Annotated in this window: 24 protein-coding genes and 1 tRNA gene; 15 read left to right on the top strand and 10 right to left on the bottom strand. The window is 67.5% G+C overall.

Annotated features, from left to right (window positions below):
* The 6 genes from GOHSU_RS09500 to GOHSU_RS09475 form a co-directional block, all read right to left on the bottom strand.
* A partial coding sequence (locus GOHSU_RS09500; RefSeq protein ID WP_005940393.1) for a protein kinase domain-containing protein occupies positions 1-871 on the bottom strand: 871 nt, incomplete at its 3' end.
* Positions 868-2,355, bottom strand: coding sequence for a penicillin-binding transpeptidase domain-containing protein (locus tag GOHSU_RS09495; RefSeq protein WP_005940391.1), 1,488 nt, complete (start codon positions 2,353-2,355; stop codon positions 868-870). The genes GOHSU_RS09500 and GOHSU_RS09495, both read right to left, overlap by 4 nt.
* Positions 2,352-3,746, bottom strand: coding sequence for an FtsW/RodA/SpoVE family cell cycle protein (locus tag GOHSU_RS09490; protein ID WP_005940389.1), 1,395 nt, complete (start codon positions 3,744-3,746; stop codon positions 2,352-2,354). Before GOHSU_RS09490 ends, GOHSU_RS09495 begins: the two co-directional genes overlap by 4 nt.
* Complete coding sequence (locus GOHSU_RS09485) at positions 3,746-5,179, bottom strand: PP2C family protein-serine/threonine phosphatase (protein ID WP_005940387.1); 1,434 nt, start codon at positions 5,177-5,179, stop codon at positions 3,746-3,748. The genes GOHSU_RS09490 and GOHSU_RS09485 overlap by 1 nt, the downstream gene beginning before the upstream one ends.
* Positions 5,176-5,634 (bottom strand): FHA domain-containing protein FhaB/FipA, encoded by a 459-nt coding sequence (locus GOHSU_RS09480; RefSeq protein ID WP_005940385.1) that lies wholly within the window; start codon positions 5,632-5,634, stop codon positions 5,176-5,178. Before GOHSU_RS09480 ends, GOHSU_RS09485 begins: the two co-directional genes overlap by 4 nt.
* A gap of 92 nt (positions 5,635-5,726) precedes the next feature.
* A complete protein-coding gene (locus GOHSU_RS09475; RefSeq protein WP_005940384.1) occupies positions 5,727-7,097 on the bottom strand; it encodes an FhaA domain-containing protein in 1,371 nt (456 codons plus the stop codon).
* A gap of 252 nt (positions 7,098-7,349) precedes the next feature.
* Here GOHSU_RS09475 and GOHSU_RS09470 point away from each other — a divergent pair.
* Both GOHSU_RS09470 and GOHSU_RS09465 read left to right on the top strand, forming a co-directional pair.
* Positions 7,350-7,432, top strand: a tRNA-Leu gene (locus tag GOHSU_RS09470).
* Positions 7,433-7,703: 271 nt separating this feature from the next.
* Positions 7,704-8,228: a hypothetical protein gene (locus GOHSU_RS09465; RefSeq protein WP_024332540.1), complete on the top strand. Its 525-nt coding sequence runs from the start codon at positions 7,704-7,706 to the stop codon at positions 8,226-8,228.
* A gap of 402 nt (positions 8,229-8,630) precedes the next feature.
* Here GOHSU_RS09465 and GOHSU_RS09455 read toward each other — a convergent pair whose 3' ends face one another.
* Complete coding sequence (locus GOHSU_RS09455) at positions 8,631-9,419, bottom strand: hypothetical protein (protein WP_005940375.1); 789 nt, start codon at positions 9,417-9,419, stop codon at positions 8,631-8,633.
* A gap of 24 nt (positions 9,420-9,443) precedes the next feature.
* Between GOHSU_RS09455 and GOHSU_RS09450 the strand changes: the two genes are divergently transcribed.
* From GOHSU_RS09450 to GOHSU_RS09425, 6 genes are all read left to right on the top strand, one after another.
* A complete protein-coding gene (locus tag GOHSU_RS09450; RefSeq protein ID WP_005940372.1) occupies positions 9,444-10,268 on the top strand; it encodes a thioesterase family protein in 825 nt (274 codons plus the stop codon).
* Between the two features lie 28 nt (positions 10,269-10,296).
* Positions 10,297-11,094, top strand: coding sequence for a hypothetical protein (locus GOHSU_RS09445; protein ID WP_005940370.1), 798 nt, complete (start codon positions 10,297-10,299; stop codon positions 11,092-11,094).
* A 132-nt stretch (positions 11,095-11,226) separates the two neighbouring features.
* Positions 11,227-12,681: a class I adenylate-forming enzyme family protein gene (locus GOHSU_RS09440; protein WP_005940367.1), complete on the top strand. Its 1,455-nt coding sequence runs from the start codon at positions 11,227-11,229 to the stop codon at positions 12,679-12,681.
* Between the two features lie 184 nt (positions 12,682-12,865).
* A complete protein-coding gene (locus GOHSU_RS09435; RefSeq protein WP_005940364.1) occupies positions 12,866-14,683 on the top strand; it encodes a DUF3556 domain-containing protein in 1,818 nt (605 codons plus the stop codon).
* The gene (locus GOHSU_RS09430) at positions 14,680-16,101 is read left to right on the top strand and encodes a phytoene desaturase family protein (RefSeq protein ID WP_005940361.1); all 1,422 of its coding nucleotides are present in this window, start codon (positions 14,680-14,682) and stop codon (positions 16,099-16,101) included. Before GOHSU_RS09435 ends, GOHSU_RS09430 begins: the two co-directional genes overlap by 4 nt.
* 5 nt (positions 16,102-16,106) lie before the next feature.
* Positions 16,107-17,372: a PucR family transcriptional regulator gene (locus GOHSU_RS09425; protein WP_005940357.1), complete on the top strand. Its 1,266-nt coding sequence runs from the start codon at positions 16,107-16,109 to the stop codon at positions 17,370-17,372.
* Here the strand turns inward: GOHSU_RS09425 and GOHSU_RS09420 are convergent.
* Positions 17,369-18,043, bottom strand: a complete 675-nt coding sequence (locus GOHSU_RS09420; protein WP_005940354.1) for a TetR/AcrR family transcriptional regulator — start codon at positions 18,041-18,043, stop codon at positions 17,369-17,371. The genes GOHSU_RS09425 and GOHSU_RS09420 overlap by 4 nt on opposite strands.
* A 57-nt stretch (positions 18,044-18,100) precedes the next feature.
* Between GOHSU_RS09420 and GOHSU_RS09415 the strand changes: the two genes are divergently transcribed.
* From GOHSU_RS09415 to GOHSU_RS09390, 6 genes are read left to right on the top strand one after another with little or no spacing between them, the layout of a single operon-like run.
* Positions 18,101-18,337: a hypothetical protein gene (locus GOHSU_RS09415; RefSeq protein WP_005940350.1), complete on the top strand. Its 237-nt coding sequence runs from the start codon at positions 18,101-18,103 to the stop codon at positions 18,335-18,337.
* 36 nt (positions 18,338-18,373) lie between these two features.
* Entirely contained in the window at positions 18,374-19,108 is a 735-nt protein-coding gene (locus GOHSU_RS09410; protein ID WP_005940347.1) for an alpha/beta hydrolase, read from the top strand.
* Positions 19,105-20,004: an SDR family NAD(P)-dependent oxidoreductase gene (locus GOHSU_RS09405; protein ID WP_005940343.1), complete on the top strand. Its 900-nt coding sequence runs from the start codon at positions 19,105-19,107 to the stop codon at positions 20,002-20,004. Before GOHSU_RS09410 ends, GOHSU_RS09405 begins: the two co-directional genes overlap by 4 nt.
* The gene (locus tag GOHSU_RS09400) at positions 20,001-20,927 is read left to right on the top strand and encodes a hypothetical protein (RefSeq protein ID WP_005940339.1); all 927 of its coding nucleotides are present in this window, start codon (positions 20,001-20,003) and stop codon (positions 20,925-20,927) included. Before GOHSU_RS09405 ends, GOHSU_RS09400 begins: the two co-directional genes overlap by 4 nt.
* Positions 20,924-21,277: an NAD(P)/FAD-dependent oxidoreductase gene (locus tag GOHSU_RS16285; protein WP_005940335.1), complete on the top strand. Its 354-nt coding sequence runs from the start codon at positions 20,924-20,926 to the stop codon at positions 21,275-21,277. Before GOHSU_RS09400 ends, GOHSU_RS16285 begins: the two co-directional genes overlap by 4 nt.
* A gap of 18 nt (positions 21,278-21,295) precedes the next feature.
* Positions 21,296-22,822 (top strand): flavin-containing monooxygenase, encoded by a 1,527-nt coding sequence (locus GOHSU_RS09390; RefSeq protein WP_005940331.1) that lies wholly within the window; start codon positions 21,296-21,298, stop codon positions 22,820-22,822.
* A 55-nt stretch (positions 22,823-22,877) separates the two neighbouring features.
* Here the strand turns inward: GOHSU_RS09390 and gdhA are convergent, their stop codons facing one another.
* Complete coding sequence (gene gdhA, locus GOHSU_RS09385; RefSeq protein ID WP_005940327.1) at positions 22,878-24,221, bottom strand: NADP-specific glutamate dehydrogenase; 1,344 nt, start codon at positions 24,219-24,221, stop codon at positions 22,878-22,880.
* A gap of 121 nt (positions 24,222-24,342) precedes the next feature.
* Entirely contained in the window at positions 24,343-24,684 is a 342-nt protein-coding gene (locus tag GOHSU_RS09380) for a DUF2812 domain-containing protein (protein WP_005940323.1), read from the bottom strand.
* 175 nt (positions 24,685-24,859) lie between these two features.
* Between GOHSU_RS09380 and nagA the strand changes: the two genes are divergently transcribed.
* Positions 24,860-26,008, top strand: a complete 1,149-nt coding sequence (gene nagA / locus GOHSU_RS09375) for an N-acetylglucosamine-6-phosphate deacetylase (RefSeq protein ID WP_005940320.1) — start codon at positions 24,860-24,862, stop codon at positions 26,006-26,008.
* Positions 26,009-26,072: the final 64 nt, after the last annotated feature.

Below are 26,072 nucleotides of genomic sequence, written 5' to 3'. Positions count from 1 at the left end.
CTGCCCCGGCCCGCGCGCGCGGAGCCGGTGGGCGCAGACCCCGCCGGACCACGGCGACGGCCTCGGCGAACTCACCGCCGGTGGCGTACCGCTGCTGCGGGTCCTTGGCCAGGGTGATGGCGATCAGTTCGCGCACCGGGGCCGGCACCGAATCGGGCAGCGACGGCGGCGCATCCTGGATGTGCTTCATCGCCACGGTCAGCGGGCCGTCGCCGGTGAACGGCCGGGTGCCGGTCAGCGACTCGTAGCCGACCACACCGAGCGAGTAGACATCCGAGGCGGCGGTGGCCTCCCCGCCGGTCGCCTGTTCCGGAGAGATGTACTGGGCGGTGCCCATCACCATGCCGGTCTGGGTCACCGGGGCGGCATCGACCGCCTTGGCGATCCCGAAGTCCGTGATCTTGACCTGGCCGGTCGGGGTGATCAGGATGTTGCCCGGTTTGACGTCGCGGTGCACTAGCCCCTGGGTGTGGGCCGCCTGCAGCGCCCAGCCGGTCTGCTCGAGCATGTCCAGGGTGTGCGCCAGCGACAGCTTGCCCATCCGGGAGATGACCGAGTTCAGCGGCTCACCGTCGACCAGCTCCATCACCAGATAGGCCAGCGGATCACCGCCGTTGCGGTCGGGGGTCTCGCCGTAGTCGAAGACGTTCGCGATCCCCGGATCGTTGAGCCGGGCCGTGGTCTGCGCTTCGGTGCGGAAACGCGCCAGGAATGTCGGATCGTTCGAGTACTCGGCTTTGAGGACTTTGACGGCCACCCGGCGGTCGAGCCGGGTGTCCAGCGCCTCCCATACCTGGCCCATGCCGCCGGTGGCGATCAGCCGGACCAATCGATACCGGTCGGCGATGATGGCGCCGTTCTGCAGGCTCATCGGTTACCTCCCGTAGAAGCATTCAACACTGTCCGGCCGATCGGGGCGGCGATGAGGCCGCCGTAGGCCTGAGATCCACCGGTCCCGTTCTCCACCATCACGGCCACGGCGATGTTCGCGCCGGGCCGGAAGGCGATGTACCAGGCGTAGGCGCTCCCGGTCTCATTCGGATCGGTGGTCCCGGTCTTGGAGGCGATGCCGGCCTGGGCATCGCGGCCGGACTGCTCTGAGGCGACCATCATCCGGGTCAGCACGGCCGCGTCCTCGGCGGTCAACGGCCGGTTCAACTCGGACGGCGTGGTCGCCGCGACGGTACCCAGATCGGCCGACTGCAGCCGGTCGACCAGGTAGGGACGCATCCGGACGCCGCCGGCGGCGACGGTGGCCGCATTCACGGCGTTCTGCAGCACCGTCAGCTTCACATCGCGTTCACCGATCGACGACTGTGCCAGGGCGGCCCGGTCCCCGTCGAGGTCGCCGATCGCCGACTTGGCCACCGACAGCGGGATTCCCGGCGGGTTCTCCCCGACGCCGAAGCCCAGCGCAGTGTCGGTGAATTCGTCGAACGGGTCACCGGGCAGCTTTTGGGTAACCAGCTGCGCGAAGGCGGTGTTGCACGAGTATTCGAAGGCCTGTGCCAGGGTCACCGTGCCGCCGGAGGCGCCGGGGCACGCGCGCGGCGGATTGCCGTCGTTGGGCAGGCTGTTCGAGGATCCGGGCAGCGGGAAGGTCGCCGCCGAGGTCAGCCGGACGTCGGATTTGAGGCCGGCGCGCAGAGCGGTGGCGGCGGTGACGACCTTGAAGGTCGAGCCGGGCCGGTACAGCTCGGAGATCGCGCGGTTCCGCAGCGGCGAGGGTTCGGTCTTGAGCCTGTTCCAGGAGGCTTCGGCGGCGGTGTAGTCCTCGGTCGCCATCAGGTTCGGGTCGTAGCTGGGCGTGGACACCATCGCCAGGATCTTGCCGGTGCTCGGTTCCATCGCCACCACGGCGCCGCGGCACGGGCCGTTGCAGGATCCGCCGCGCAGCGCGTCGTAGGCGGCGGTCTGCAGGCCCGGGACGATGGTGGTCTGTACATTGCCGCCGCGCGGATCGCGGCCGGCGAACATGTCGACGAAGTTCTGCGTGAACAGGCGGTCGTCGGTGCCGTTGAGGAAGGCGTTCTCCGCCGATTCGATGCCGTAGCCGGCCCCGAAGTGGGGGCCGTAGTAGCCGGTCACCGTGGCGTAGGCCTGCACCGGCTGGGCCGGATAGCGTCGCTGGTACTTGAACTGACCGGTCGAGGGGACGGTCTCGGCCAGGACGTTGCCCTCGGCGTCGAGGATCAGGCCCCGCTGCCGCGAATAGGTGTCGATCTGGCTGCGTTTGTTGTACTCGCTGGCCCGCAGTGCCGGGGCGTGCAGCACCTGCACCCAGGTCAGGTTGGCCACCAGCAGCAGGACCAGCACGATCACGGCCATGCCGACGCGTTGGATCGGTCGGTTCATCGGCGCACCACCTGGGTGGGCAGCGAACTGATCGGGGCGGCCGGGGCCTTCTTCGGGGTGTCGGGTTCACGTGCGGCGTTGGATACCCGGATCAGCAGGGCGATCAGGATGTAGTTGGCCAGCAGCGAGGAACCGCCGTACGAGAGGAACGGTGAGGTCAGACCGGTCATCGGGATCAGCTTCGAGATGCCGCCGAGGACGACGAACAGCTGGATCGCGATGGTGAACGCCAGCCCGGCGGCCAGCAGCTTGCCGAAGCTGTCGCGCACGCTGATCGCCGCGCGCAGCCCACGCATCACGATCAACAGGTAGAGCATCACGATGGCGGTCAGACCGAACAGGCCCAGCTCCTCGCCGAAGGCGGCAAGGATGAAGTCGTTGTGGATCTCGGGGACCTCGTTCGGATAGCCCGAACCCAGGCCGGTCCCGAACATGCCACCGGCGGCCAGGGCGAACAGGCTGCGCAGGATCTGCATGCCGGCCCCGTCGGGGGACTGGAACGGGTCGATCCAGATGGAGACCCGGTCCTGCAGGTGACCGAACAGGAAGTAGGCGGCCGTGGCCCCGGCGGCGAACAGGGCCAGACCCATCATCAGCCAGCTCACCCGCTCGGTGGCGATGTAGAGCATCGTCAGCATGGTGGCGAAGATCAGCAGCGAACTGCCCAGATCGGTCTCCAGGACCAGCACGCCGATCGCGATCGCCCAGGCCGCCAGCAACGGACCTAGATCGCGGGCCCGGGGAAAGTCGATGCCCGCCACATGCTTGCCGACGGTGGTGAACAGGTCCCGTCGGGACACCAGGAACGAAGCGGTGAAGATGATGATCAGGATCTTCGCGAACTCGCCTGGCTGGATACTGAAGAACGGGGTCTGGATCCAAAGTTTGGCGCCGCCGCGTTCGGAGTTGGGCAGCAGCACCGGCAGGATCAGCAGGATCAGCCCGAGCAGCCCGAGGGTGTAGGAGTAGCGAGACAGCGTGCGGTGATCCCGGACCAGGAACAACGTCGCCACGAAGACGACGATGCCCACGCCGACCCACATCATCTGCGAATTGGCGAACGAGGTGGGCTCCCCCATCCGGGGGGTCAGATCCAGGCGATGGATCATCACCAGGCCCAGACCGTTGAGCGCGCCGACCACCGGCAGCAACAGTGGGTCGGCGTACGGGGCCAGCCAGCGGACCGCGGCATGGGCGATGCCGTAGAGCACGACGAAGGCCAGCACGTACTTGCCCAGCTCCCAACCGATCGGCTGATCCATGGTGCCCTGCACCAGCACCAGTGCAACGGCGACCAGCACCAGTGCGAACAGCAGCAGCCACGCCTCGGTGGTGCGGCTGCGCGTGGCCGGTGCCGCGGGCGGAGCGTGCGGTACGGGGGTGGCGGTCATCAGTTCTCCGAGCAGTCCCGGGTCTTCCCGTCGACGGGTTTCGGGGTCAACGGGGTCGATTCGGAGTTCGGCGGAGTGCTGCCCGGGTCGCTCGGGCCAGGGCGGTTCGGTTCGCGGGTCGGCTCGTTGCTGGGTTCCTTCGCGGGGGTGGGGGCACACGGGAGGAAGTCGAATCCGCGGACGCGTTCTTCCACCTGGCGCAGGTCGGGGATGTTGCTGACCCGCCCGTTGGTGATCTGGGTCTGGTTGCCCTCGGTCAGATCGGTGAGCTTCATCGGGACGCAGTCCTCGTCCGCGGACGCCGACACCAGCCGCGCCTGCGGGTGGTCGGTCGCCAGCTCGGTGACGCAGACCCGGTGGCTCGACTCACTGAAGTGCACGAACAGCACCGAGTCGGGGGTGCCTCGGTTGACGACCACCTCACCGGATTCGGTCGTGACGTAGAACCGGCTCATCGTCTTCTCCTTCACCACGAAGAAGGCGGTGACCAGCAGGGCGATCACCACGACGATGCCGATCAGGGTCAGCGGCAAGCGCCACGGACTGCGGGTTGCGGTCTCGATGGCCGGATCCTCGAGCATCGGACGCTGAGCGGGGGCCGCGGGCGGGCGCAGAGCGGCGGCCCGGCCGGCGGCGGTGGACGGATCGGGGGAGTAGCCGGCGGCGTCGTCGGCACCGGCGGCACCGCCCAGGATCGGCCGGGAGTCGCCGTAGCCGGTGTCCAGGACGTCGGCGACCACCACGGTCACGTTGTCGGGGGCGCCGCTGCGCAGGGCCAGTTCGATGAGCCGGTCCGCGCAGGCGGAATGGTCGGGGATCGAGGACATGGTGTCGGCGATGGTCTCGTCGCTGACCACGTCGGACAGGCCGTCACTGCACAGCATGTACCGGTCGCCGGCGCGGGCTTCGCGCAACTGCAGGGTCGGCTCCACCGGCTGGCCGGTGAGCGCCTTGAGGATCAGCGAGCGCTGCGGATGGCTGTGGGCCTGCTCGGGGCTGATGCGGCCCTCGTCGACCAGGCTCTGCACAAAGGTGTCGTCGCGGGTGATCTGGGTCAGTTCGCCGTCGCGCAGCAGATAGCCGCGGGAGTCGCCGATGTGGCACAGACCGATCTTGCTGCCGGCGAACAGGATCGCGGTGAGCGTGGTGCCCATGCCTGCGAGTTCGGGATTGCGTTCGGTCTGGGCGGCGATCGCCTCGTTGCCGTGCCGGGTGGCCGCGGCGAGCGCATCGAGTAGGTTGCCGCCGGGCTCGTCGTCGTCGAGGGACCGCAGCGACTGGATCACCAACTGGCTGGCGACCTCACCGGCGGCGTGACCGCCCATACCGTCGGCCAGGGCCAGCAGCCGGGCCCCGGCGTAGACCGAGTCCTCGTTGTTGGACCGGACCAGGCCGCGGTCGCTTCGCGCGATGTAGCGCAGTACCAAAGTCACGATCGGAGCTCGATTACGGTCTTGCCGATACGTATCGGCGTGTTGAGCGGGGCACGGACGGCGGTGGTCACCTTGCCGCGGTCCAGATAGGTGCCGTTGGTGGAGCCGAGGTCTTCGACGTACCAGTCGTCCCCGCGCTTGGACAGGCGGGCGTGGCGTTCGGAGGCGTAGTCGTCCGACAGCACCAGGGTCGAGTCGTCGGCGCGCCCGATCAGGACGGGTTGATCGCCGAGAGTGATGCGGGTGTTGGCCAGTGCGCCTGCCGTGACCACCAGATAGCGTGCTCCGCCCCGGCCCTGGTCCCGGCGTCGCTGGCGGAATCCGCTGGTGGCCGGGCGACGGGTGCCGGCTGCTGACGCGAGGTCGGCGCGCATGGAGCGGATGATGGCGTAGACGAACAGCCACAGCAGGATCAGGAATCCGAATCGGACCACCTGCAAGACGATGCCCTGCATTTGCGCTTCACCTCCTGTCAGGTCTGCGGTGCCGGATGCACCTTTGCGGTCGGGGCACTGATCGGCCCCGACCGCATTCTAGGGTGTCGGGCTTACTGGAAGCGGACGCTGATGTCGGAATGCCCCAGACGGATCCGGTCTTTGTCGGCCAGGTTCCAGCTGCTGACCGGCATCCCGTTGACAGTGGTGCCGTTGGTGGACGACAGATCACGCAGCATCGCGCTCTGACCGTCCCAGGTGATCTCGATGTGCCGGCGGGAGACGCCGGTGTCGGGGAGGCGGAACTGGGCGTCCTGACCGCGGCCGATCACGTTGGAGCCCGGGCGCAGCGCATAGGTGCGGTTGCTGCCGTCCTCCAGGATCAGGGTGATCGTGGCCGGTGCCTGCATACCGCCGGGCTGGGCGTACGCCGTCTGATCGCCGGCCTGCGGGTAGCCCTGGTCGTAGCCGGGCTGCTGGCCGTAACCCTGATCGGCCGGCTGTGCGTAGCCCTGATCGTAGCCCTGTTGGCCGTAACCGCCCTGGTCGTAGCCGGGCTGCTGGTCGTAACCAGGTTGTGCGTAGCCCTGGTCGTATCCCTGCTGCTGGCCGTAGCCCTGGTCGTATCCCTGAGGCTGCTGGCCGTAGCCGCCTTGGTCGTACCCCTGCTGGCCGTAGCCCTGATCGGCCGGCTGTGCGTAGCCCTGGTCGTATCCCTGAGGCTGCTGGCCGTAGCCGCCCTGGTCATAGCCGGACTGCTGCGCGTAACCACCCTGGTCGTACGCCTGGGGTTGCTGGCCGTAACCCTGGTCGTGTCCCTGGGGCTGCTGACCGTAGCCGCTCTGGTCGTAAGCCTGGGGTTGCTGTGCGTAGCCCTGGTCGCCGTAGCCACCCTGCCCGTAGGCCTGCTCGCCGGGCTGACCGTAGCCGCCCTGGTCGTAGCCGGGCTGCTGCCCGTAGCCCTGGTCGTATCCGGGCTGGGCCTGCTGGTCGTAGCCGCCCTGCTGGCCGTAGCCCGGGTACTGGCCGTCGTTTCCGGGGGGATTGGTCATGTCGGAAGCTCCTCGGTTCGGGCTATCGGATGGTCGGGTCGGTCGGGGTCGCGGTTTGACGTCGGGGTCGACGACGCAGGTGGTGCGGAACTGGCCGGTGTGCAGTGTGGGCACCACGTCGAACTCTACGACGACCGGGCCATAGGTCTGCCACCCATTGTCACGGATGAAGTCTTCCAGGTGGCGCGAAAAGATCTTCCGATTGAGCTCGTACTCCTCGGACACGTGTTCCAGGTCGGAGTCGCTGAGGACGATCGCGTAGCTGTTGGCCACCAGCGAACTGCCGTCACCGAGGTCTTCGGCGGAGCCTTCGGCGGCTCGCTGCAGGCTGTACTCGATCTCCTGCGGAGCCACCTTGCCGCCGAAGACGCGAGCGAACCCGCCATCGACGGCGGATTCGAGCTTGCGCTCGAAGCGATCCAGCAGACCCACGGGTACTCCCTTCATCGATGGCGTGTCGGCGTGCGTACGTTGAGGTTCAATGCTACCGGGAGTGGCCGCAGACGCACCTCGCACATCTGATCAACCGTCCCAGCAGTCACTTGCGCAGACAACACCGGGATTCGCTGGAGGTGCCGTCATCCCTGGTCAGCGGTCGATCGGGGAACCGATTTTCCCTGCGGCACGAAGACGTGTAATCTCAGTCAAGTCCACATGGACGACCGCCGAGAGATCGGCAGCCACGGGCGAGTGGCGGAATGGCAGACGCGCTGGCTTCAGGTGCCAGTGTCCTTCGGGACGTGGGGGTTCAAGTCCCCCTTCGCCCACAACGAGCGGTTCAGGATGAATCGCACCAAGAGGTCAGGTTGCAGAGATGCAGCCTGACCTCTTTGTTTTCCAGTATTCATTGAGGTGTTGTCGGGTTAATGGCCAACAAGTCGCCTGGGGCGCGTAGATGGGCCACGCTCGGTGCCGCGACGCCGTCCGCACCCACGTAGTCGCGGCTTCCTTGCATTCACCGCGCCGGATGAGGACTTCTCTCTGGTTCAAGCACTGACGTCCTTGAACGGACTGGGCAGTGCTGGGCACCCGCTGATCGTGGGATACAACATCATCGCCCTCGGGGACGACCAGCACCCCCAGGCCCGGCTGCTCCTGCTGTTGCAGTGGCTTGAAGCGAGCTACGGATTCGATCAGCGCGCCAAGTTCGACGCGCAGCAGGAGAAGCACACGGTGGAGCGAACCTCTCTGCTCGCCAAACTCAAGACCATGAAAGACAACGGCGAACTGACGCGCCAGGAGTGGAAGCTGGCAAAGCGGATTCCGCGCTTCGCTCAGCCGAGCCTTGGGGAGGCATTGAGCCACTATTTGAAGCTCCACAATGACCTCGATGTATCCGCAAAGCTGGACAAGACCACGCTCATCAAGGAGGTCATCGCGACAAGCGAGGCGACCAACGTGACCGAAGCTCTGACCAAGGTACGGAACGGACTCTCACACGGCACCGCGACCTACGACGCGATCCAGCTTCTAGATGTCGTGCAAGACCTGCACCCGCTTGTCAGGGCCGAATACCTGCGCCTCCTTGGCGGATCGTTCAACGCGGACTCGCTCCGGTACTGACCACCAACTTGGCGATTCAGGGACGCGAGGGTCCCGGTGCGAACCAGACACTTCTTTGCCCCCGTAGTCCAAAGCCGGCTCCCGTCACGTCCTCAGCGTCGGTGGGCAAGGTGGGGTACTCCTGCTGGTGCTTGCGCACGAGCCGCACACACCTCGCGCGCAGCTGGGGATCGATCTTCTTCGGCATGCTGTCCGTCCTCTCGGACTCAAACAGCAGCGGCATCAAACCCGGGCCGATTCAAACTGTCGTTGCCTCGCTGGGCAGACACGCCGATTGAATAGCATGGTGGAAGGCAGTCGAGTTGCCTCGGCGGCACCGACGATTACGAGCCATCGGGGCCGCATTCAGCACGTTCTGGCTACAGGTTGACGAACGGATGGGCCGGCTTCACTCGCTGGAGGTCAGGGGACGAACAAGATCTTGGCGGTGGAGTTGAGCAGCGTTGCCAGGTCCTCCCACGCCAGAGTCACCGGCACGTAGTCGCCCATCGCGTGGATCACCGGAACGTACAGGTGCAGGCCGTCGTCCAGGGCGATCCACGGCGCCAACTCGTCGGGAGCGATCGATGCCTCGGCCAGGCGGCCGGTCGGATCGGCAGCCCGGGCCAGGGCGACCAGGGTTTCGCGGGCGGCGGCCGGATCGGTGAACAGATCGTCCAAGTCCAGCTGCCGGCCTGCGCCGGCTTCGACCACCACGGTGTCGACCCGGGTACTCGGATGCGCGGCGCCTTCGGTCATACCGGACGTGATCAGTGCGCCGGAGAGCGTCGTGCGGGCGACGACGGCGCGGGAGGATTCGTCCGGGGTCAGTTCACCGTCGGTCACGGTGCTCGAATCGCCGTTGCGGGCCTCCTCGATCAAGCCGTCGGCGCGTGCGTCGATCGCGGCGTTGAAGGCCGTCCGCACGGCGCTGTCGCCGCCGGAGATCTGCGGAACTTCGAAATCCCACTGCGAGCCATTGGGTGCCCGGCCGGCCCGGTCGGTGGATTCAGCGGTGAACCCGGTGGTCGACGGCGCCAACGATAGGGAGGTGGTGGTGACAGAACGGCTGGTGGTGACCGTCGACGGCCCGTCGCCCGACGATACAGGCGACCACGACGAAGCCTGGTCGTTCGCCGTACAGCCGACCAGTGCCAGGCTGGTGACCCCGGCCAGGATCAGCAGGGCGGGTGCGGCGCGACGACGGCTCATGCTCAAAGCGTATGGTCTGGCCTCATGAGCCATGTACTCGATCAAGCGATTGCCGTGGTGCGCGGCGACGACGACGCCGATGATGTGACCGTTTTCCAGGCGACGACCCATCCGGCCTACGCCAATATGGTCGGGCCGTTCGGTGGGATCACCGTGGCGACCGTCGTCAATGCGCTGATGTCCCACCCCGATGCCCTCGGGGATCCGCTTGCAGTCACCATCAACTACCTGGCCCCCATCGCCGACGGCGACTGGGCGCTGCACGCCGAAATCGTCCGGACCAACCGGACCAACCAGCACTGGGTCTTCCGGATCGTGCAGAACGACCAGACCGTCTCGACCGGGACGGCGGTGTTCGCGCTGCACCGGCAGACCTGGGAGAGCATCGAGGCACGGCCGCCGGTGGTGCCGCCCGCCGATGAGGTCGCCTCGGTGGATTTTCCCGATTTCATCGCCTGGGCCGGCAACTACGACATGCGCTTTGTGACCGGTGGTCTGGCCGACGGTAAGAACGACGATTCGACGTCGACCATGTGGATCCGCGATGTGCCCGAGCGGCCGCTGGACTATCCGGCACTGGCCTCGATGACCGACTCTTTCTTCCCGCGGATCTTCCTGCGGCACGGCACCTACATGCCGGCCGGCACCATCACCCTGTCCACGTACATCCACGCCACGCCCGAAGAACTGGCCGCACAGGGCACCGACCCGGTGCTGGCGACAGCACGTGGGGCCCGCTTCGGCAACGGCCACTTCGATGCCGACGGCCAGATCTGGTCCGGCGACGGCGAGGATGCGGTCCTGCTGGCCACCACTCACCAGGTCATGTACTTCAAAGACCCCAGCTGACCAGCCAACCGGACGGTAAGTTACGCCCATGAAGTCTCTATGGGCGACAACGATCCGGCGGCTCGGAACCGTGGTGATCGCGGCCGGAACGGTCGCAGCGCTCGGTGGCTGCGGCAGCGACGACGGCGGTACGACCGCTACCTCCGCCGACGCGGCCGCGTCGTCAGCAGCAGCGTCGCCGGCGTCGTCAGCAGTGTCGTCGGCGAGCTCGTCGCCGGCCAAGAACATCGAGGTGACCAGGCTGCTGTTGCCGGCCGATCAGTTCCCCAGTGGCTTCACGGCGCAGGAGGTGCCTGCCGGTCAGGCAGATGACACGGCCGACTCGCTGCTGGATGCGACCAAGGGGGCCAAGGTGTCGCCGAGCTCGTGTGTGCAGCTGAATGCGCTGCCGGACAAGATCGACCTCAGCAACGTCGGCATGATGATGGCCAGCCGAGGCATGGAACTCCTCACCACCAGCGTGGCCCCCGCCGCCGATACCGTCGACCTGAAGGCTCAGCGGGCGTCGATCGCCGGGAAATGCAAGAACATGACGATCAGCTTCACCCAGGGCGAGATGAAGGGCGCCACGGTCGAGCTGAAACAGAAGGTGGTCACCGCGCCGAAGACGAAGGCCGACCAGGCGCTGGTGATCGACCAGAACATCGTGGCCGACGTGGGCGGGCAGCAGGTGGACAGTCTGACGCGGCTGGGCCTGGCGCAGGTCAACGGGTACACGGTGAGCGTGCAGTACCGGTCGATGAGTCCCGGTGCTCCCGTGGATCAGAAGGTGTTCAACGACCTCTTCGTCAAGGCGGTCAATCGGGTCGCCGCACAGACGCGCTGACGCCCCTGCGAGCCGACACATTTTGTGCCCGCAGCACAAAGGAACCGAAAAGATTCGTGGTTGCGGCCCGTACCAGCCGCGCCCGACCGCCGATAGTGTCCTAAGTCACGAGATCGATGAAAGGTGATCGAAGTGGCACACGGTACGTACTTCGCTTGGGACAACGCAGACCGGGGTGAGACGCCGTGCGTTCGCGACGACAACCTGGAACTGAGCTATGCCGCGTTCGCCGCCCGCACCGAGGCAGTCGCCGAACAGCTGGCCGGACTGGGAGTAGGCCCCGGCGATGTGGTCGCCACTTTCCTGCCCAATCGTGCCGAACTACTCGTGGTACTGATGGCGGCCTGGCGTCTGCGGGCGATCGGCATGCCGGTCAACCCGGGCTTCACCGATACCGAAGCCGAATACCAGCTCAGCGACTCGGGTGCTGCGGTCGTGGTCTCCAGCGCACCGGTCGGGGATCGGCAGGCCCGGACGTTTCTGCCGGTCGATGAGCTGGCCACGACGGCCTCGGCCGAGTGGATGGCGCCGCAGCCGCCGACGGCCGACGACGACGCACTGTTGATCTACACTTCCGGCTCTACCGGACGTCCCAAAGGCGTGCTCCTCGGGCACGACAACCTGCAATTCTTCACCCGCAGCGCCGTCGACTTCTTCGGCCACGGACCCGACGCGCACGCCCTGCTGATCCTGCCGCTGTTCCACGTCAACGCGATCTGTGTCAGCTGCCTGACGCCGATGGTGGCCGGCGGGCAGATCAGCATCACCGGCCACTTCTCGGCCGGCCGTTTCTTCGACGACGTCGTGCGTCTGCGACCGACGTACTTCTCGGCGGTGCCCACCATCTACGCGCTGCTGGTCTCCCAGGGCCGTATCCCCGACGGTGCACTGGACTCGCTGCGGTTCGCGGTGTGTGGTGCCGCGCCGATCTCGCGGGAGCTGCTGGCCAAGACCGAAGAGATCTTCGGCATTCCGATCGTGGAGGGCTACGGCCTCACCGAGGCCACCTGTGCCTCGGCCTGCAACCCGGTGGACGGGCCGCGCAAACTCGGCACCGTCGGACCGGCGATGCCCGGCCAGCAGATCCGCATCGTCGATCCCGAGGGCCGGGATGTCCCCACCGGAGAACGCGGCGAGGTGCTGATCGGCGGGCCGGCGGTGATGCGCGGCTATCTCAACCGTCCCGACGCCACTGCCGAGACGCTGATCGACGGGTGGCTGCACACCGGTGACGTCGGCATCCTCGACGACGACGGCTACCTGCGCCTGGTCGACCGCATCAAAGACATGATCATCCGCGGCGGCGAGAACATCTATCCCAAGGAGATCGAGAACGCCCTCGCCGGGCACGAGTCCGTGCTCGAGTGCGCCGTGGTCGGTGCCCCCGATCCGGTGCTCGGGGAGGTTCCGGTCGCCTTCGTCGTCACCTATCCCGAAGCCGAGGTGACCGAGGACGGGCTCGCCGCATTCGTCGAACCCCTGCTCACCCGCGTCAAACGACCCACCGAGATCACCATCGTCGAGGCACTCCCGCGCAACCCTGTCGGAAAGATCGACAAACCAGGCCTGCGCAGCCGGGTCGGCTGAACCGGCCGGTCAGCGAACCCGGCGGGCCGGCAGCGTCCGGCGGCCCCGACCAGATACACCCGTCTACCCGAGAGACATCGTCTACCCGAGACACATCGTCTAACCGAGGCACCCCGCAGCGGCATCGAGTGATGCCGCCGCTACCCGACACCCAAAAACCGTGGAAACACCTGAAGGAGATGACATGGGATTCACAGAAGGGGACTTCCCGCCGGTAGACCCGGCGACGTTCCGAGATCAGCCGCTACGCACGCGAGTGCGCAGCCTCGCCGAACACTGGGTCCAGTACGGTTTCGGCACTCCCAAGATGGTGCACGTGATCTACCTGGTGAAGATCGCCGTGCTCTACATCATCGGCGGCGTCACCATCGCGACGCTGACCTCCGGTCTCAATCCACTCGAGGTCAGCGTCTGGTGGAACCAGCCGATCGTCTACCAGAAGCTCGTGCTGTGGACGATGCTGCTGGAGGCGATCGGACTGGCCGGCTCGTGGGGTCCGCTGGCCGGCAAGTTCACGCCGATGACCGGCGGCATCCTGTTCTGGCTCCGGCCGCAGACCATCCGGCTGCCACCGTGGCCGGACACCGTGCCGGGCACCAAGGGTGATTCGCGCACCGTCTTCGATGTGCTGCTGTACGCGGCGATCCTGCTGAATCTGCTGGCCGCCCTGCTGATGAAGGGCATCGCATCGACGTCGTTCGACGAGGCGATCGCCGATTCGCACCGCTTCATCGACACCTCGCACGGCCTGGTGGATCCAGCGGCGCTGTACTCGCTGATCGTGCTGATGATCGTGATGGGTCTGCGTGATAAGACGATCTTCCTGGCCGCACGCAGCGAGCAGTACCTGCCGGCGGTGATCTTCTTCGCCTTCCTGCCCTTCGTCGACATGATCGTGGCGCTGAAGTTGCTGATCGTGGTGGTCTGGGTCTGCGCCGGGATCTCCAAGATCGGCTACCACTTCACCAATGTGATCCCGCCGATGATCTCCAACACCCCGTGGATCCCGTTCAAGAGCCTCAAGCGATCGAACTACCGGAACTTCCCGAATGATCTGCGGCCCTCACGGTTCGCCAGCTTCCAGGCGCATGTGCTGGGCACCGTCGTCGAGGTCGCCGCACCGCTGGTCCTGCTGCTGTCGACCAATAAATGGCTGACCCTGGCCGCGGTGATTCTGATGGTCTGCTTCCACGCGTTCATCTTCTCCACCTTCCCGCTGGCGGTGCCGCTGGAATGGAATGTGCTGTTCGCCTTCGCGACGGTCTTCCTGTTCTGGGGCTTCCCGACCTGGGACGGGTTCGGTATCGGGGCGATGAGTTCGGGATGGCTGACCGCCGGCGTCGTGATCGCGCTGCTGTTCTTCCCGATCCTGGGCAACCTCCGCCCGGACCTGGTCTCGTTCCTGCCGTCGATGCGCCAGTACGCCGGCAACTGGGCGGCGGCGCTGTGGGCGTTCACCCCGGGTGCCGAGGCCAAGCTGAACGAGCATGTGGTGCGACCGGCCAAGAACCAGATCGACCAGCTGACTCCCGACTACGGGCCCGAGGCCGCCGAGATCACGATGGAGCAGACCATCGCCTGGCGGTCCCTGCACAGTCAGGGTCGCGGACTGTTCTCGGTGCTGTACCGGGAACTCGGCGAGGACCAGATCGACGCCTATGACGTCCGGGAGGCCGAGTTCGCCTGCAACTCGCTGATCGGCTTCAACTTCGGCGATGGTCACCTGCACGATTACCGTATGATTCAGGCACTGCAGAACCGCTGCGACTTCGCCCCCGGCGAGTTCACCGTGGTGTGGGTCGAGTCGCAGCCGATCCACAAGAAGACGCAGGAATACATGATCATCGATGGAGCTCTAGGCGTGATCGAACGCGGCACGTGGAATGTGGCCGAAGCGGTGGCCGAGCAGCCGTGGCTTCCTAACGGACCGATCCCGACACAGGTGTCCTGGCGCGCCGCGTACACCCCGGATCGGTCGCGGCAAACGGGCGTGCGGGCATGACCACTGCTGTGGTGGTCGGCGGCGGGCCCAACGGGCTCGCCGCCGGTCTGCAACTGGCCCGGAACGGGGTCGAGGTGACCGTCCTGGAAGCCAAAGACCAGGTCGGTGGTGGTGCGCGGTCGGGGGAGCTCGAGGTTCCCGGCCTGATCCACGACTATTGCTCGGCGTTCCATCCGCTAGGTGTGGGTTCCCCGTTCTGGCAGGAGATCGGCCTGGAGCGGTACGGCCTGCAGTGGGCGTGGCCGGAGATCGATTGCACCCATCCGCTCGACGACGGCACCGTGGGTGTGCTGTATCAGTCGATCGCCGAGACGGCTGCCTGGCTCGGCGTCGACGGGCGACGCTGGGAGCTGATCTTCGGGGATCTGGTCCGCAACTTCGACTCCTTCGCGCCGGACCTGATGCGGCCGATCGTCAACGTGCCCCGGCATCCGCTGCAGTTGGCCGCGTTCGGCCCGCGAGCGGTACTGCCGGCCACCTGGCTGACCCGGATGTTCGCCACCGAACCGGCACGCGCCTTGTTCAGCGGTGTCGCGGCGCACGCGTTCACCCGCCTGGACGTGCCGCTGACCGCGGCGCTGGGCCTGATGATCACCGCCAGCGGGCACCGTTTCGGATGGCCGGTGGCGGTCGGCGGCTCCGGGGCGATCACCGCGGCGGCGGCGGCGGCCCTGCGGGAGCTCGGCGGAGTGATCGAGACGGGAGTGCCGATCACCGATCGGGCGCAGATTCCCGACGCCGACATCGTCATGCTCGATCTGTCTCCGGCACAGGTCCTGGCCCTGTACGGCGATCGCATGCCCGCCCGCATCGCGCGGGCGTACCGGAGGTACCGGGTGGGTTCGTCGGCGTTCAAGGTCGACTTCGCCATCCGCGGGCACATTCCGTGGCGCAACCCGGAATCGGCGCGGGCCGGCACCGTGCACCTGGGCGGCAGTGCCGCGGAGGTGGCCTACACCGAACGCCGGCGTGCTGCCGGAACGATGGTGGAGAACCCGTTCGTGCTGGTCGGCCAGCAGTATCTGGCAGATCCCGGTCGCAGTGCCGGCGAGCTGAATCCGATCTGGTCGTACGCTCATGTCCCCAAGGGGTTCGAAGGCGATGCCACCGAGGCGGTGATCCGGCAGATCGAACGCTTCGCCCCGGGTTTCCGGGATCAGATCGTGGCCACCACGGCCACCGGCACGGTGGGACTGGAGCAGTACAACGCCAACTACGCCGCCGGCGACATCATCGGCGGTGCCAACAACAAGCTGCAGACCGTCGTGCGGCCGCGGCTGGCGATCGACCCGTACGCCACCGGCGTCGACGGGGTCTACTTGTGCTCCCAGTCCGCGCCACCGGGCGCGGGAATCCACGGGCTCTGCGGTGCGCATGCGGCGTCCGCAGCGCTCGCACGCGCCGGTCTGGCCCGGTGACGCCGATGACGGCGGCCGACGAGGACCAGTTCCGGGCCGCCGTCTCGGCGGTGGCCCAGCAGATGCGGGAGGTCGAACAGCAGGCTGTCATCGACATGACCGAGGAGATGCTCGAGATCGAGGGGCTCTCGGGCGATCCGGTGTTGGAGGGTCTGTTGCTGTCGAGCGTTCAGGGCAACATCACCACGATGAACGCAATGCTCGCCGACGACATCCCGCTGGCCAATCTGCAGCCGACGACCGCGGCGGTGGAGTATGCGCTGCGGCTGGCGCAGCGAGAGGTCCCGGCGAACTCGCTGATGCGCGCATACCGTCTCGGCGAATTCGACTACAACCGCCGCGTCATGGGCATCGTCGAACAGCTTGCGCTGACACCGGAACTGACGGTCCACGTCACTCGCCACCTGATGTCGGTGACCTTCGAGTACATCGACTGGATCAGCCGGCTCGTCTTCAACGTCTACGAACAGGAACGACGACGCTGGATCGGGGTGGAAGGCAATGTGCTGTCCTCGACGGTGAACCAGTTCCTGGCCGCCGACGGCGAACCGCTGCCGCACGAGGCCGAGTCCTTCGAGGCGGAGACCGGGTACCGGTTGGACCAGCGCCATCTCGCGGTGATCCTGTGGGCGGCGGACCGGACCGTCGGTGTCGACCGGATCGACCGCGCGGCCCGCGACGTCGCCGTGCGGCTCGGTGCGGTGGGCCGGCCCGTGGTGACCGCCGCCGACCGCAGCACGGTGTGGCTGTGGGTACCGCTGGGCACCTCGGCTGCGCCGGCCGGGGCCGAATCGATCAGCGAGCGCGTGGCGGTCGCGCCGTCGCTGCGAATGGCCTACGGGTTGCCGGGCACGGGAATCGCGGGCTTTCGGCGCTCCCACCAGCAGGCGCAGGCGGCCTATCAGGTCGCGACCCTGGCTGGCGGGCCCGGTCCGGCGGCGGTGGTCGGATTCGGGGACCGGGGCATCGCGGTGGTGTCGGTGATGGCACGTGATCTGCCGTCCACCCGGGCATGGGTCCGGGAGGTGCTCGGGCCGCTGGCGGTCGACAGCCCAGCCGCTCAGGTCCTGCGGGAGACGCTGTCGGTGTTTCTGGCCTGCAGGGAGAGTCATGTGCGAACCGCCGAGCGGATGCTGCTGCACCGCAACACCGTGAAGTACCGGATCGGGAAGGCAATGGAGACGGTACCGGCCAACGGTGACCGGATGGATCTGGCGCTGGCCCTGACCGTCTGTGAGTATCTGGGCTCCGATGTCCTGGCGGCGGCTTAGCTGTCCGGCTGATCGGCGTCCGGAGCCAACACCACCGACCCTTCGGCCAAGCGGTCGGCCACCGCCATCAGCGCCTCCACGAACTCGGCGGCGGTGAAGTTCAGGGAGCCCGAGCGCCAGCCGACGGCGGCCTCGACGAAACCGCCGATGCCCACCAGCAGGGTCAGGCGGTACTGGACCTCGGCGACACCCGGCAACAGGTGCGGCCGGCTCAATTCGACGAACAGATCGACCACCGAGTCGATCACCTGACGGCGCAGCGCCTCGAGGGTGTCGCTGCCGCCGTGGTCGCCGAAGAAGATCTGCGCGCTCCCCGGGTCGTTGGCGATGAACTCGGTGACCGCCTCCAGGGCGGCCTGCAGCTGCCGGCGTGAGGAGGCGTCCGCGTGGGCGGCGACAGCGGACAGGATCAGCCCGAGGGTCTCGTCGCGGACCGACTCGCCCACCGCTACCAGCAGGGCATCCCGATCGGCGAAGTTCTCGTAGAAGTAGCGATCGGTCAGGCCGGCGCGGGCACACACCGCGCGCATCGTCACCGACGCCCAGCCGTATTCACACCACAGTTCCCGACCCGCCTCCAGCAGCGCGCGCCGCCGGGACGCGCGGCGTTCCTCGGCGGAAAGCCCCCGGTAGGAGCGTTGTGGTGAGCCGGAGTCAGACACGAGGTTCATTGTCGCACCTACCGCGGGGGTTGACATGACGCAGGTCACTCTGGATTATCTGAGGGCATGCGCCCTCAGAATTGGTCGGCACCGGGTCTCTCGGTCCGCAGCCGCGTGCTCGTCGGCTTGCTCGCCTCCACCTGGCGACCGCTCAGCGCCCAGGTCCCGGTCGGTCCGGCCGGAGTCGAGGCGGCCCGCTTGCTCTTCGAACGGGTCCTGGCGCACGCCTCGCCGCCGCTGCCGCAGAACGTGTATGTGCCGGTCGAGGACCGTGACGCGGCCGGGCGGGTGGTCCGGGGTTAGTGGGTCCGTGCCCGCTGGTCCCGTCCGGACCGTGGCGTGATCCTGTACCTGCACGGCAGCGGATATGCGATCTGCTCGTCGCGCACCCATCGCGGGCTGACCTCACAGCTGTCCAGCCGGACCGGGATACCGGTGTTCTCCCTGGACTACCGGCTCGCGCCCGAGCACCGGCACCCTGCCGCCCTCGAGGATGCCCGGGCCGCCTGGGACTGGCTGCGCGCCCAGGGGTACTCCGCCGAGCAGATCGTCGTCGCCGGCGATTCGGCCGGCGGGCACCTGAGCCTGCTGCTGGCCCTGGATCTGGCACGCACCGGCCAGCCGCTCCCGGCCTCGCTGGTGACGCTGTCCCCGCTGATCGACATGGATCTGGCCGGGGCCAGGGTGCGGGACCAGATGTCGCGTGATCCGTTTACCCACCCGCGGCTGGCCCGCCGCGTCCTGAAGCTGTATGCCGACGACTCGCAACGCGCAGACCTGAACCGGCGGTTGTTCTTCGACGATGTCGCGGGCTTCCCGCCGACCCTGATCCACAACGGTTCGGCCGAAATGCTCTCGGCCGACTGCACCGAACTGGCCCGGCGAATGCGGCGGGCCGGCCTCGAGGTGCAGCACCGGGTCTGGCCGGGGCAGATGCACGTCTTTCAGGCACTGACCGCCGTGGTGCCCGAGAGCCACCGGGCCCTGGACGAGGTAGCCGATTTCATCGGCCGGGGGCTGTCGGAGTGCAGGCGGCCGATGGACCTGCCGAGCGGTGAGGTGCAGAGCGCATGATCGGTTTCAGCAGACCCGTCAGCCGCCGGGCGCGTGCGGTCGTCACCGGCGCGGGCAGCGGCATCGGCCGGTCCTTCGCCCTGGAGCTGGCCACCCGCGGCGGCAGCGTCGTCTGCGCCGACATCGACCGGGAGGGAGCCGCCGAGACCGTCGCACAGATCGAGCGCGCCGGCGGACGGGCGAGCGCCTTCGTCGGGGACATGCGGGCCGCCGAGGAGGTCCTGGCCCTGCGCGAGCACGCCGTTGAGTGGTTCGGGGCCGCCCCGACCCTGCTGATCAACAATGCCGGCGTCGGCGCCGGCGGTCATACGGTGGGCACGTCCAGTCTCGACGAGTGGGAGCGGACTCTGCAGATCAACCTGTGGGGCGTCATCTACGGCTGCCACCACTTTCTTCCGGTGATGCGGACCGAAGAACGAGCAGGGATCATCAACGTCGCCTCGGCGGCCGGATTCGCCGCCGGTCCGCGCATGGCCGCGTACAACGTCAGCAAGGCCGGTGTCATGAGTCTGTCGGAGACCCTGGCCGCCGAACTGGCCGGCACCGGGGTGCGGGTTTCGGTGCTGTGCCCCACCTTCGTCAAGACGAACATCTTCACCGGTGAGGACATCGAAACCGGGGCGGCCGCCGCGGCGGCCAGACTCGCCAAGACCGTCGGCATGTCCCCGGACAAGGTCGCCACCATGACCCTCAACAGTCACGACCGGGGCCACCTGTACGTGGTGCCCCAACTCGATGCGCGGGCCATCTGGCTGAGCAAGCGGTTCGTTCCTGCGACGCATGCGCGGGTCAGCGGTCTGTTGTCCCGGCTCAGACCCTTCACCCCCGAGCACCAGACCGTCGACGACGCGCAGCAGCCCGCCGCCGGCGAGTATCCGAAAGGCACGACATCATGAGTTACAACTTCGACGCCGCGCTGCAGAAGATCAAAGACAAGCAGTGGTCGATGGCCGATATCGATTGGGACGCGCCCGGCGCCGAGACGATGACGCCCGAACTCACGGCCCGGCTGGCCCCGTTCATGGCTGATCTGGTCTGGATCGAGCACATCGGCGCCCGCGGATTCGCCGCGCTGGCCAAGAAGGCGCCGACCCCGACGATCCGGGAGATCTACCAGCACTTCCACGCCGAGGAGCAGAAACACGCCAACGCCGAACTGGCCCTGATGCGCCGCTGGGGCATGCTCGAGGAGGGCCGCATCCCCGAGCCGAACATCCAGGTGAAACTGGCGATCAAGGTCCTTGACAGCTACGGGGACGATCTGCCGCTGCATGCGCTGGCGGCCCTGATCCCGCTGCTGGAATGCGCGCTCGACGGCGCGCTGGTCAAGTTCCTGACCGATCAGGTCGCCGATCCGCTGTGCAATCAGGTCTTCCGGCACATCAACTTCGACGAGGCCCGGCACATCGCGGTGGATTTCGAGGTCCTGGAGTACATCGGTGCCAAAGGACCGATCACCCAGGTGATCGGGGCCGCCGAACTGGTGGACCCGCGCGTCGTGGTCGGCCTGATCGTGGTCTTCGTCCCGCTGATCAACAATATGCGTGACAACGTGGTCGCGATGGGGCTCGACGAGGAGAAGTTGATGGTCGCGGTGCGCCGCTTCGCCAAGATCGGCGGCCGTGGCCGGTACACGCGCCGGCTGGTCTCGTATCAGGCACTCAAGGTCATCGGCCGCATGATCGTCGACCGCGATCACCCCTACCACCGGCTGCTCGCCGACCCGATGGTGCGGCTCACCAGCCGTCTCCCTGCCCGGGTCCTGGGCCGGCCGCAGTCGTGGGTCGAGGGCCTCTCGCCCGAGGCGATCGCCTCGTGACCGCCGCCGACAGCCGGACGGCCCCGCCCCGCCGAGGGCCCGATGCCCTGCGGGACGACGCCGGGCTCCGCCCGGACTTCCGCGGCCGCCTGCTGACCGGGACGGACTGGTTCGAGCACTCCTACGCCGGCGAGCGGGTGGCTCTGCTGGCCACCGGCGCCGAGGCCGCCGAGATCCTGCCGGAGGTGCTGACCAGCGCCGCGGCGGTGACGGTCTTCGAGGAACGTCCCACCTGGGTCGCGCCGGTCGGGGTACCGCCGGGGTGTGCGGGCGGCCGACGGCATGGAGTACCGCGTCGACACCCTCATCATCGGTGCGACGTCGAAATTCGCCGGTCCCCTGGCGCGTGAACCCAGGAGGAATCCCTGATGGCCCACACCGCAGTCCCCGATCACGAGGTGCTCATCATCGGCGGCGGCCTGTCCGGCATCGGCGCCGCGATCATGCTGGACCGCGCGGGCTTCAGCGACTACCTGCTGATCGAGGAGGGGGACGGCTTCGGCGGCGCCTGGCACTGGAACACCTATCCCGGTGTCGGCGTCGACATCCCGTCCTTCGCCTACCAGTTCTCCTTCGAGCAGGTGGCCGGCTGGTCCCGCATCTACGCCCCCGGCGCCGAACTCAAGGCCTACGCCGAACACTGCGTCGACAAATACGATGTCCGCCGCCGCAGCCGGTTGTGTGCGGCGGTCGTGGCCGCCGACTACCTGGACTCCGCTGATCTGTGGGAGATCCGCCTCGACGACGGGACGACGGTGACCGGCCGCTACGTCATCTCCGCGACCGGGGTGCTGACCAAACCGAAGAAACCCGAGATCGACGGCGTCGACGACTTCGCCGGCACCACGATGCACACCGCGCGCTGGGACGACGAGGTCGACCTGACCGGCAAACAGGTGGCGATCATCGGCACCGGTGCTTCGGCGGTGCAGATCATCCCGTCGATCGCTCCGCGCGTCGACTCGCTCACGGTGTTCCAGCGCACGCCCATCTGGTGTCTGCCCAAACCCGATGCGCCGCTGCCCGGGGCGCTGCGCACCGGATTGCGGATGGTCCCCGGGTCGAAGGCCGTCGCGAGGCTGGCCAGCCAGCTGTACGTCGAGGTCACCTTCCCGCTCGCCGCCCACTTCCACGGGCTGCTGCCGGCGGCGAAGGCCGGCGAACAGCTCGGGTACCTGCACCTGAAGCGCTCGGTCCGGGACCCGCAGGTCCGGCAGCAACTGACGCCGCAATACTCGCTGGGCTGCAAACGCCCCAGCTTCTCCAACACCTATCTGCGCACCTTCAATCGGGACAACGTGCATCTGGAGACCCGGTCGATCGAGGCGATCACCGCCGACGGGGTACGCACCGTCGACGGCGTCGAGCGCCCCGTCGATGTGCTGATCCTGGCCACCGGATTTAAGGTGTTCGACAAGGGGAACATGCCCCCGTACCCGGTCACCGGTACGGCCGGTCGCGGCCTCGAAGAGTTCTGGACGCAGAACCGGTTCCAGGCCTACCACGGTGTCAGCGTGCCGTCGTTCCCGAACTATTTCATGATCCTGGGACCCTACGGGTACAACGGGTCGTCGTATTTCAACCTGATCGAGACGCAGACCAATCATGTGATCCGGCTGCTCACCGAGGCCCGCACCCGCGGATCGACGCGGGTGGAGGTCACCGCGGAGGCGAACGCCGACTACTTCGAGAAGGTCTTGGGGCGGCGCGGCAACCAGGTGTTCTTCCAGGGCGACTGCGGCGGGGCCAACAGTTACTACTTCGACGACAACGGCGATGTGCCGCTGCGGCCGTCGCCGACGCTGGAGACCATGTGGGATGCGCGGCGCTTCCCGCTCACGGACTACCGCTTCGAGTCGGTCGCGCACCGGACCGAACCCAATCCGGTGCAATGAGAATCACCCCGCGAAGCGCGGCTTCGCGGGGTGATCGTCGTCGTTGCCGGTCGGGTCAGATGGCGCCCAGAGCCAGCATGGCGTCGGCGACCTGAACGAAGCCGGCCACGTTGGCGCCCACGATGTAGTTGCCCGGGGCGTTGTATTCGTCGGCCGTGGCCAGGCAGTTGTCGTGCAGCGAGCTCATGATGCCGCGCAGGCGCTCCTCAGTGTGCTCGAAGCTCCACGAGTCGCGGGAGGCGTTCTGCTGCATCTCCAGGGCGCTGGTGGCCACACCGCCGGCGTTGGCGGCCTTACCGGGGGCGAAGCCCACACCGGCCCCCTGCAGGATCTTGATCGCCTCGGGTGTGGTGGGCATGTTCGCGCCCTCGGCCACCACCAGGCAGCCGTTGCGGACCAGAGCGGCGGCGTCGTTGGCGTCGAGCTCGTTCTGGGTCGCACACGGCAGGGCGATATCGGCCGGCACGTGCCAGAGGCTGCTGCCGGTGCCCATCACCGCGCCGTTGCCGCGCAGCTCGACGTACTCACTGAGCCGCCCACGCCGGACCTGCTTGACCTCCTTGAGGATCTCCAGATCGATGCCCTTCTCGTCGACCACGTACCCGGAGGAGTCCGAGCAGGCGATCACCGTACCGCCGAGCTGGTTGATCTTCTCGATCGCGTAGGTGGCGACATTGCCCGAGCCGGAGACCAGGACCTTCTTGCCCTCGAACTTCTCGCCCTTGGCCTTGAGCATGTCGGAGGCGAAGAACACCGTGCCGTAGCCGGTGGCCTCCGGGCGCACCTGGGATCCGCCCCAGGTCAGGCCCTTGCCGGTCAGGACACCGGACTCGTAGCGGTTGGTGATGCGCTTGTACTGGCCGAACAGGTAACCGATCTCGCGGCCGCCGACACCGATGTCACCGGCCGGCACGTCGGTGTACTCGCCGATGTGCCGGTAGAGCTCGGTCATGAAGCTCTGGCAGAAACGCATGATCTCCAGATCGGACCGGCCCTTGGGGTCGAAGTCCGAGCCGCCCTTGCCGCCGCCGATGGGCAGACCGGTCAGCGAGTTCTTGAAGATCTGCTCGAAGCCCAGGAACTTGACGATCGACAGGTTCACCGACGGGTGGAACCGCAGACCGCCCTTGTACGGGCCCAGGGCCGAGTTGAACTCGACACGGAAACCGCGGTTGATCTGCACGCGCCCGGAATCGTCGATCCACGGCACCCGGAAGATGATCTGGCGTTCGGGCTCGCACATGCGGGTGAGTACATCGAGGTACTGCGGGTTGCGGTCGATCACCGGGATCAGGGATTCGAAGACTTCCTGCACGGCCTGATGGAACTCGGGCTCTCCCGGGTTCCGTCGGATCACCACGTCATACACGTCCCCAAGGGGCCCGCTGAATTCACTCACGGTTGTACTCCTCCGCTGCGGCTACGCAGCCTTCTGCCGCCCGGCACCGGCCGGGTATTCCGCCTAGGACTGTATCGGCGTTACCGCTGCCGGTGACAATCGGACATCGGGGGAGGGGGTGTCAGGAGACCCAGTCCAACGCGCCGCGACGGTTGGCGATGAAGCCCTCCGGGCGCTCCCCGTCGTATTCGCGCCGCCAGAAATGGCGGTCGCCGACACGGCCGACGTGCTCCCAGCCGAGGTCTTCGCGGAAGCTGAAATAGTCCACCGGCGCGGGCTGAGCGCGCCGCTCGACGACGTAGCGGACCTGAGCCGGCGGAGCGTCGATGAAGCGCAGCCGCAGCGGGCTCAGCAGATCCACACCGGCCAGGTGGCGGCCGTCAGCGGCCTGCTGCTCGAGGTAGTGCTCGAGGGATTCGTGGGAAGGGCGGCGCAGAGGCACCAGCCAGGCAGTCGACGTCATGGAAACCTCCTGCTCGTCGATGAATATCGGTTGGACGCCTTCCACCATGCGAGGTTGCCGCCGGCCGATGCAAGAATTCTGAGACAAAACGTAATCAACGTCTCAAAGGAGCTGTGGCTTCGGCCACGACCGGGAATGCAGACCCCGATGTCCGGGATCGTCATACGCTGCCGTCATGACCGAACGGGTGGTGACCGCGCCGGTGATCGTCGCCGGTGACCGGGTGCTGCGCCCGGGCTGGATGCGGCTGCGCGACGGATGGATTCTGCAGGTGGGGCAGGGGGCGCCGTCCGGCCGCGACGCCGCACGCAGTGATCTGGCCGGCACGGTGGTGCCGGGCTTCGTCGATCTGCACGTCCACGGTGGTGGCGGTGCCTCGTACACCGACGGCCGCGCCGACAAGGTGGCGCAGGCGGCCCGGTTTCACCTCGCTCACGGCACCACCACCACACTGACCAGCACCGTGAGCACCGCCCCGGACGCACTGGTGCAGACCGTCGGCCGGCTGGCCGACATGGCCGAGGCCGGGATCAGTGCTGGAATCCACCTGGAGGGGCCCTGGATCAGCCCGCAGTACTGCGGCGCCCACGATCCGCGTGTGCTGCGGGATCCCGATCGTGCGGAGATCGACCGGGTGCTGGCCGCCGGCCGCGGCACCATCGCGATGGTGACCCTGGCACCGGAACTGCCCGGTGCGCTGGAGGCGGTGCGCCGCCTGACTTCGGCGGGTGTGCTGGTGGCGGTGGGCCACACCGCGGCGAGCTACACCCAGACGGTGGAGGCGGTCGGGCTCGGCGCGCGGGTGGCCACCCATCTGTTCAATGCGATGGCGCCCCTGCATCACCGTGAACCCGGGCCGGTCGCGGCGCTCCTGGAGGATCCGCAGGTGCTGATCGAAGTGGTCGGCGACGGTGTGCATCTGCATCCGGCATTGGTCCGGCAGATTCAGGCCAGCGTCGGATTCCGGCGGATCGCGCTGGTCACCGATGCCATGGCGGCGGCGGGAATGGGCGACGGCGACTTTCGTCTGGGCGGTCTCGACGTCCAGGTGCGCGACGGGGTGGCCCGGCTCCGCGACGGCGGGGCGATCGCCGGCAGCACGGCGACCATGGGGCAACTGTTCCGTTCTGCCGCACACAGCCTGCGCACCGCGGACGCGACACTGCTCGATCCGGTGCTGATCGGCCTGACCGAGATGACCGCGGGGAACCAGGCCCGTGTGTTGCGGCGTACCGATATCGGCGTTCTGGAGCCGGGACGCCGAGCGGACTTCGTGGTGCTCGACGACGACTTTCAGGTCACCCGGGTGCACCGCGTGTGCTGAGGCCGCCGCTCGGGGCGGCGCCGAGCCGAGGGTGGTACTGCATATTCCACCTAAATAAGGTCAC

Source organism: Gordonia hirsuta DSM 44140 = NBRC 16056 (assembly GCF_000333015.1).
Lineage (GTDB): Bacteria > Actinomycetota > Actinomycetes > Mycobacteriales > Mycobacteriaceae > Gordonia > Gordonia hirsuta.
This window is presented reverse-complemented; position numbering and strand designations above follow the sequence as displayed.

Coding starts and splice junctions, on each gene's coding strand:
- GOHSU_RS09495 (WP_005940391.1), bottom strand. CDS start 2,355: ATGAACCGACCGATCCAACGCGTCGGCATGGCCGTGATCGTGCTGGTC.
- GOHSU_RS09490 (WP_005940389.1), bottom strand. CDS start 3,746: ATGACCGCCACCCCCGTACCGCACGCTCCGCCCGCGGCACCGGCCACG.
- GOHSU_RS09480 (WP_005940385.1), bottom strand. CDS start 5,634: ATGCAGGGCATCGTCTTGCAGGTGGTCCGATTCGGATTCCTGATCCTG.
- GOHSU_RS09455 (WP_005940375.1), bottom strand. CDS start 9,419: ATGAGCCGTCGTCGCGCCGCACCCGCCCTGCTGATCCTGGCCGGGGTC.
- GOHSU_RS09450 (WP_005940372.1), top strand. CDS start 9,444: ATGAGCCATGTACTCGATCAAGCGATTGCCGTGGTGCGCGGCGACGAC.
- GOHSU_RS09445 (WP_005940370.1), top strand. CDS start 10,297: ATGAAGTCTCTATGGGCGACAACGATCCGGCGGCTCGGAACCGTGGTG.
- GOHSU_RS09435 (WP_005940364.1), top strand. CDS start 12,866: ATGGGATTCACAGAAGGGGACTTCCCGCCGGTAGACCCGGCGACGTTC.
- GOHSU_RS09430 (WP_005940361.1), top strand. CDS start 14,680: ATGACCACTGCTGTGGTGGTCGGCGGCGGGCCCAACGGGCTCGCCGCC.
- GOHSU_RS09425 (WP_005940357.1), top strand. CDS start 16,107: ATGACGGCGGCCGACGAGGACCAGTTCCGGGCCGCCGTCTCGGCGGTG.
- GOHSU_RS09420 (WP_005940354.1), bottom strand. CDS start 18,043: ATGAACCTCGTGTCTGACTCCGGCTCACCACAACGCTCCTACCGGGGG.
- GOHSU_RS09415 (WP_005940350.1), top strand. CDS start 18,101: ATGCGCCCTCAGAATTGGTCGGCACCGGGTCTCTCGGTCCGCAGCCGC.
- GOHSU_RS09405 (WP_005940343.1), top strand. CDS start 19,105: ATGATCGGTTTCAGCAGACCCGTCAGCCGCCGGGCGCGTGCGGTCGTC.
- GOHSU_RS09400 (WP_005940339.1), top strand. CDS start 20,001: ATGAGTTACAACTTCGACGCCGCGCTGCAGAAGATCAAAGACAAGCAG.
- GOHSU_RS09390 (WP_005940331.1), top strand. CDS start 21,296: ATGGCCCACACCGCAGTCCCCGATCACGAGGTGCTCATCATCGGCGGC.
- GOHSU_RS09380 (WP_005940323.1), bottom strand. CDS start 24,684: ATGACGTCGACTGCCTGGCTGGTGCCTCTGCGCCGCCCTTCCCACGAA.
- nagA (WP_005940320.1), top strand. CDS start 24,860: ATGACCGAACGGGTGGTGACCGCGCCGGTGATCGTCGCCGGTGACCGG.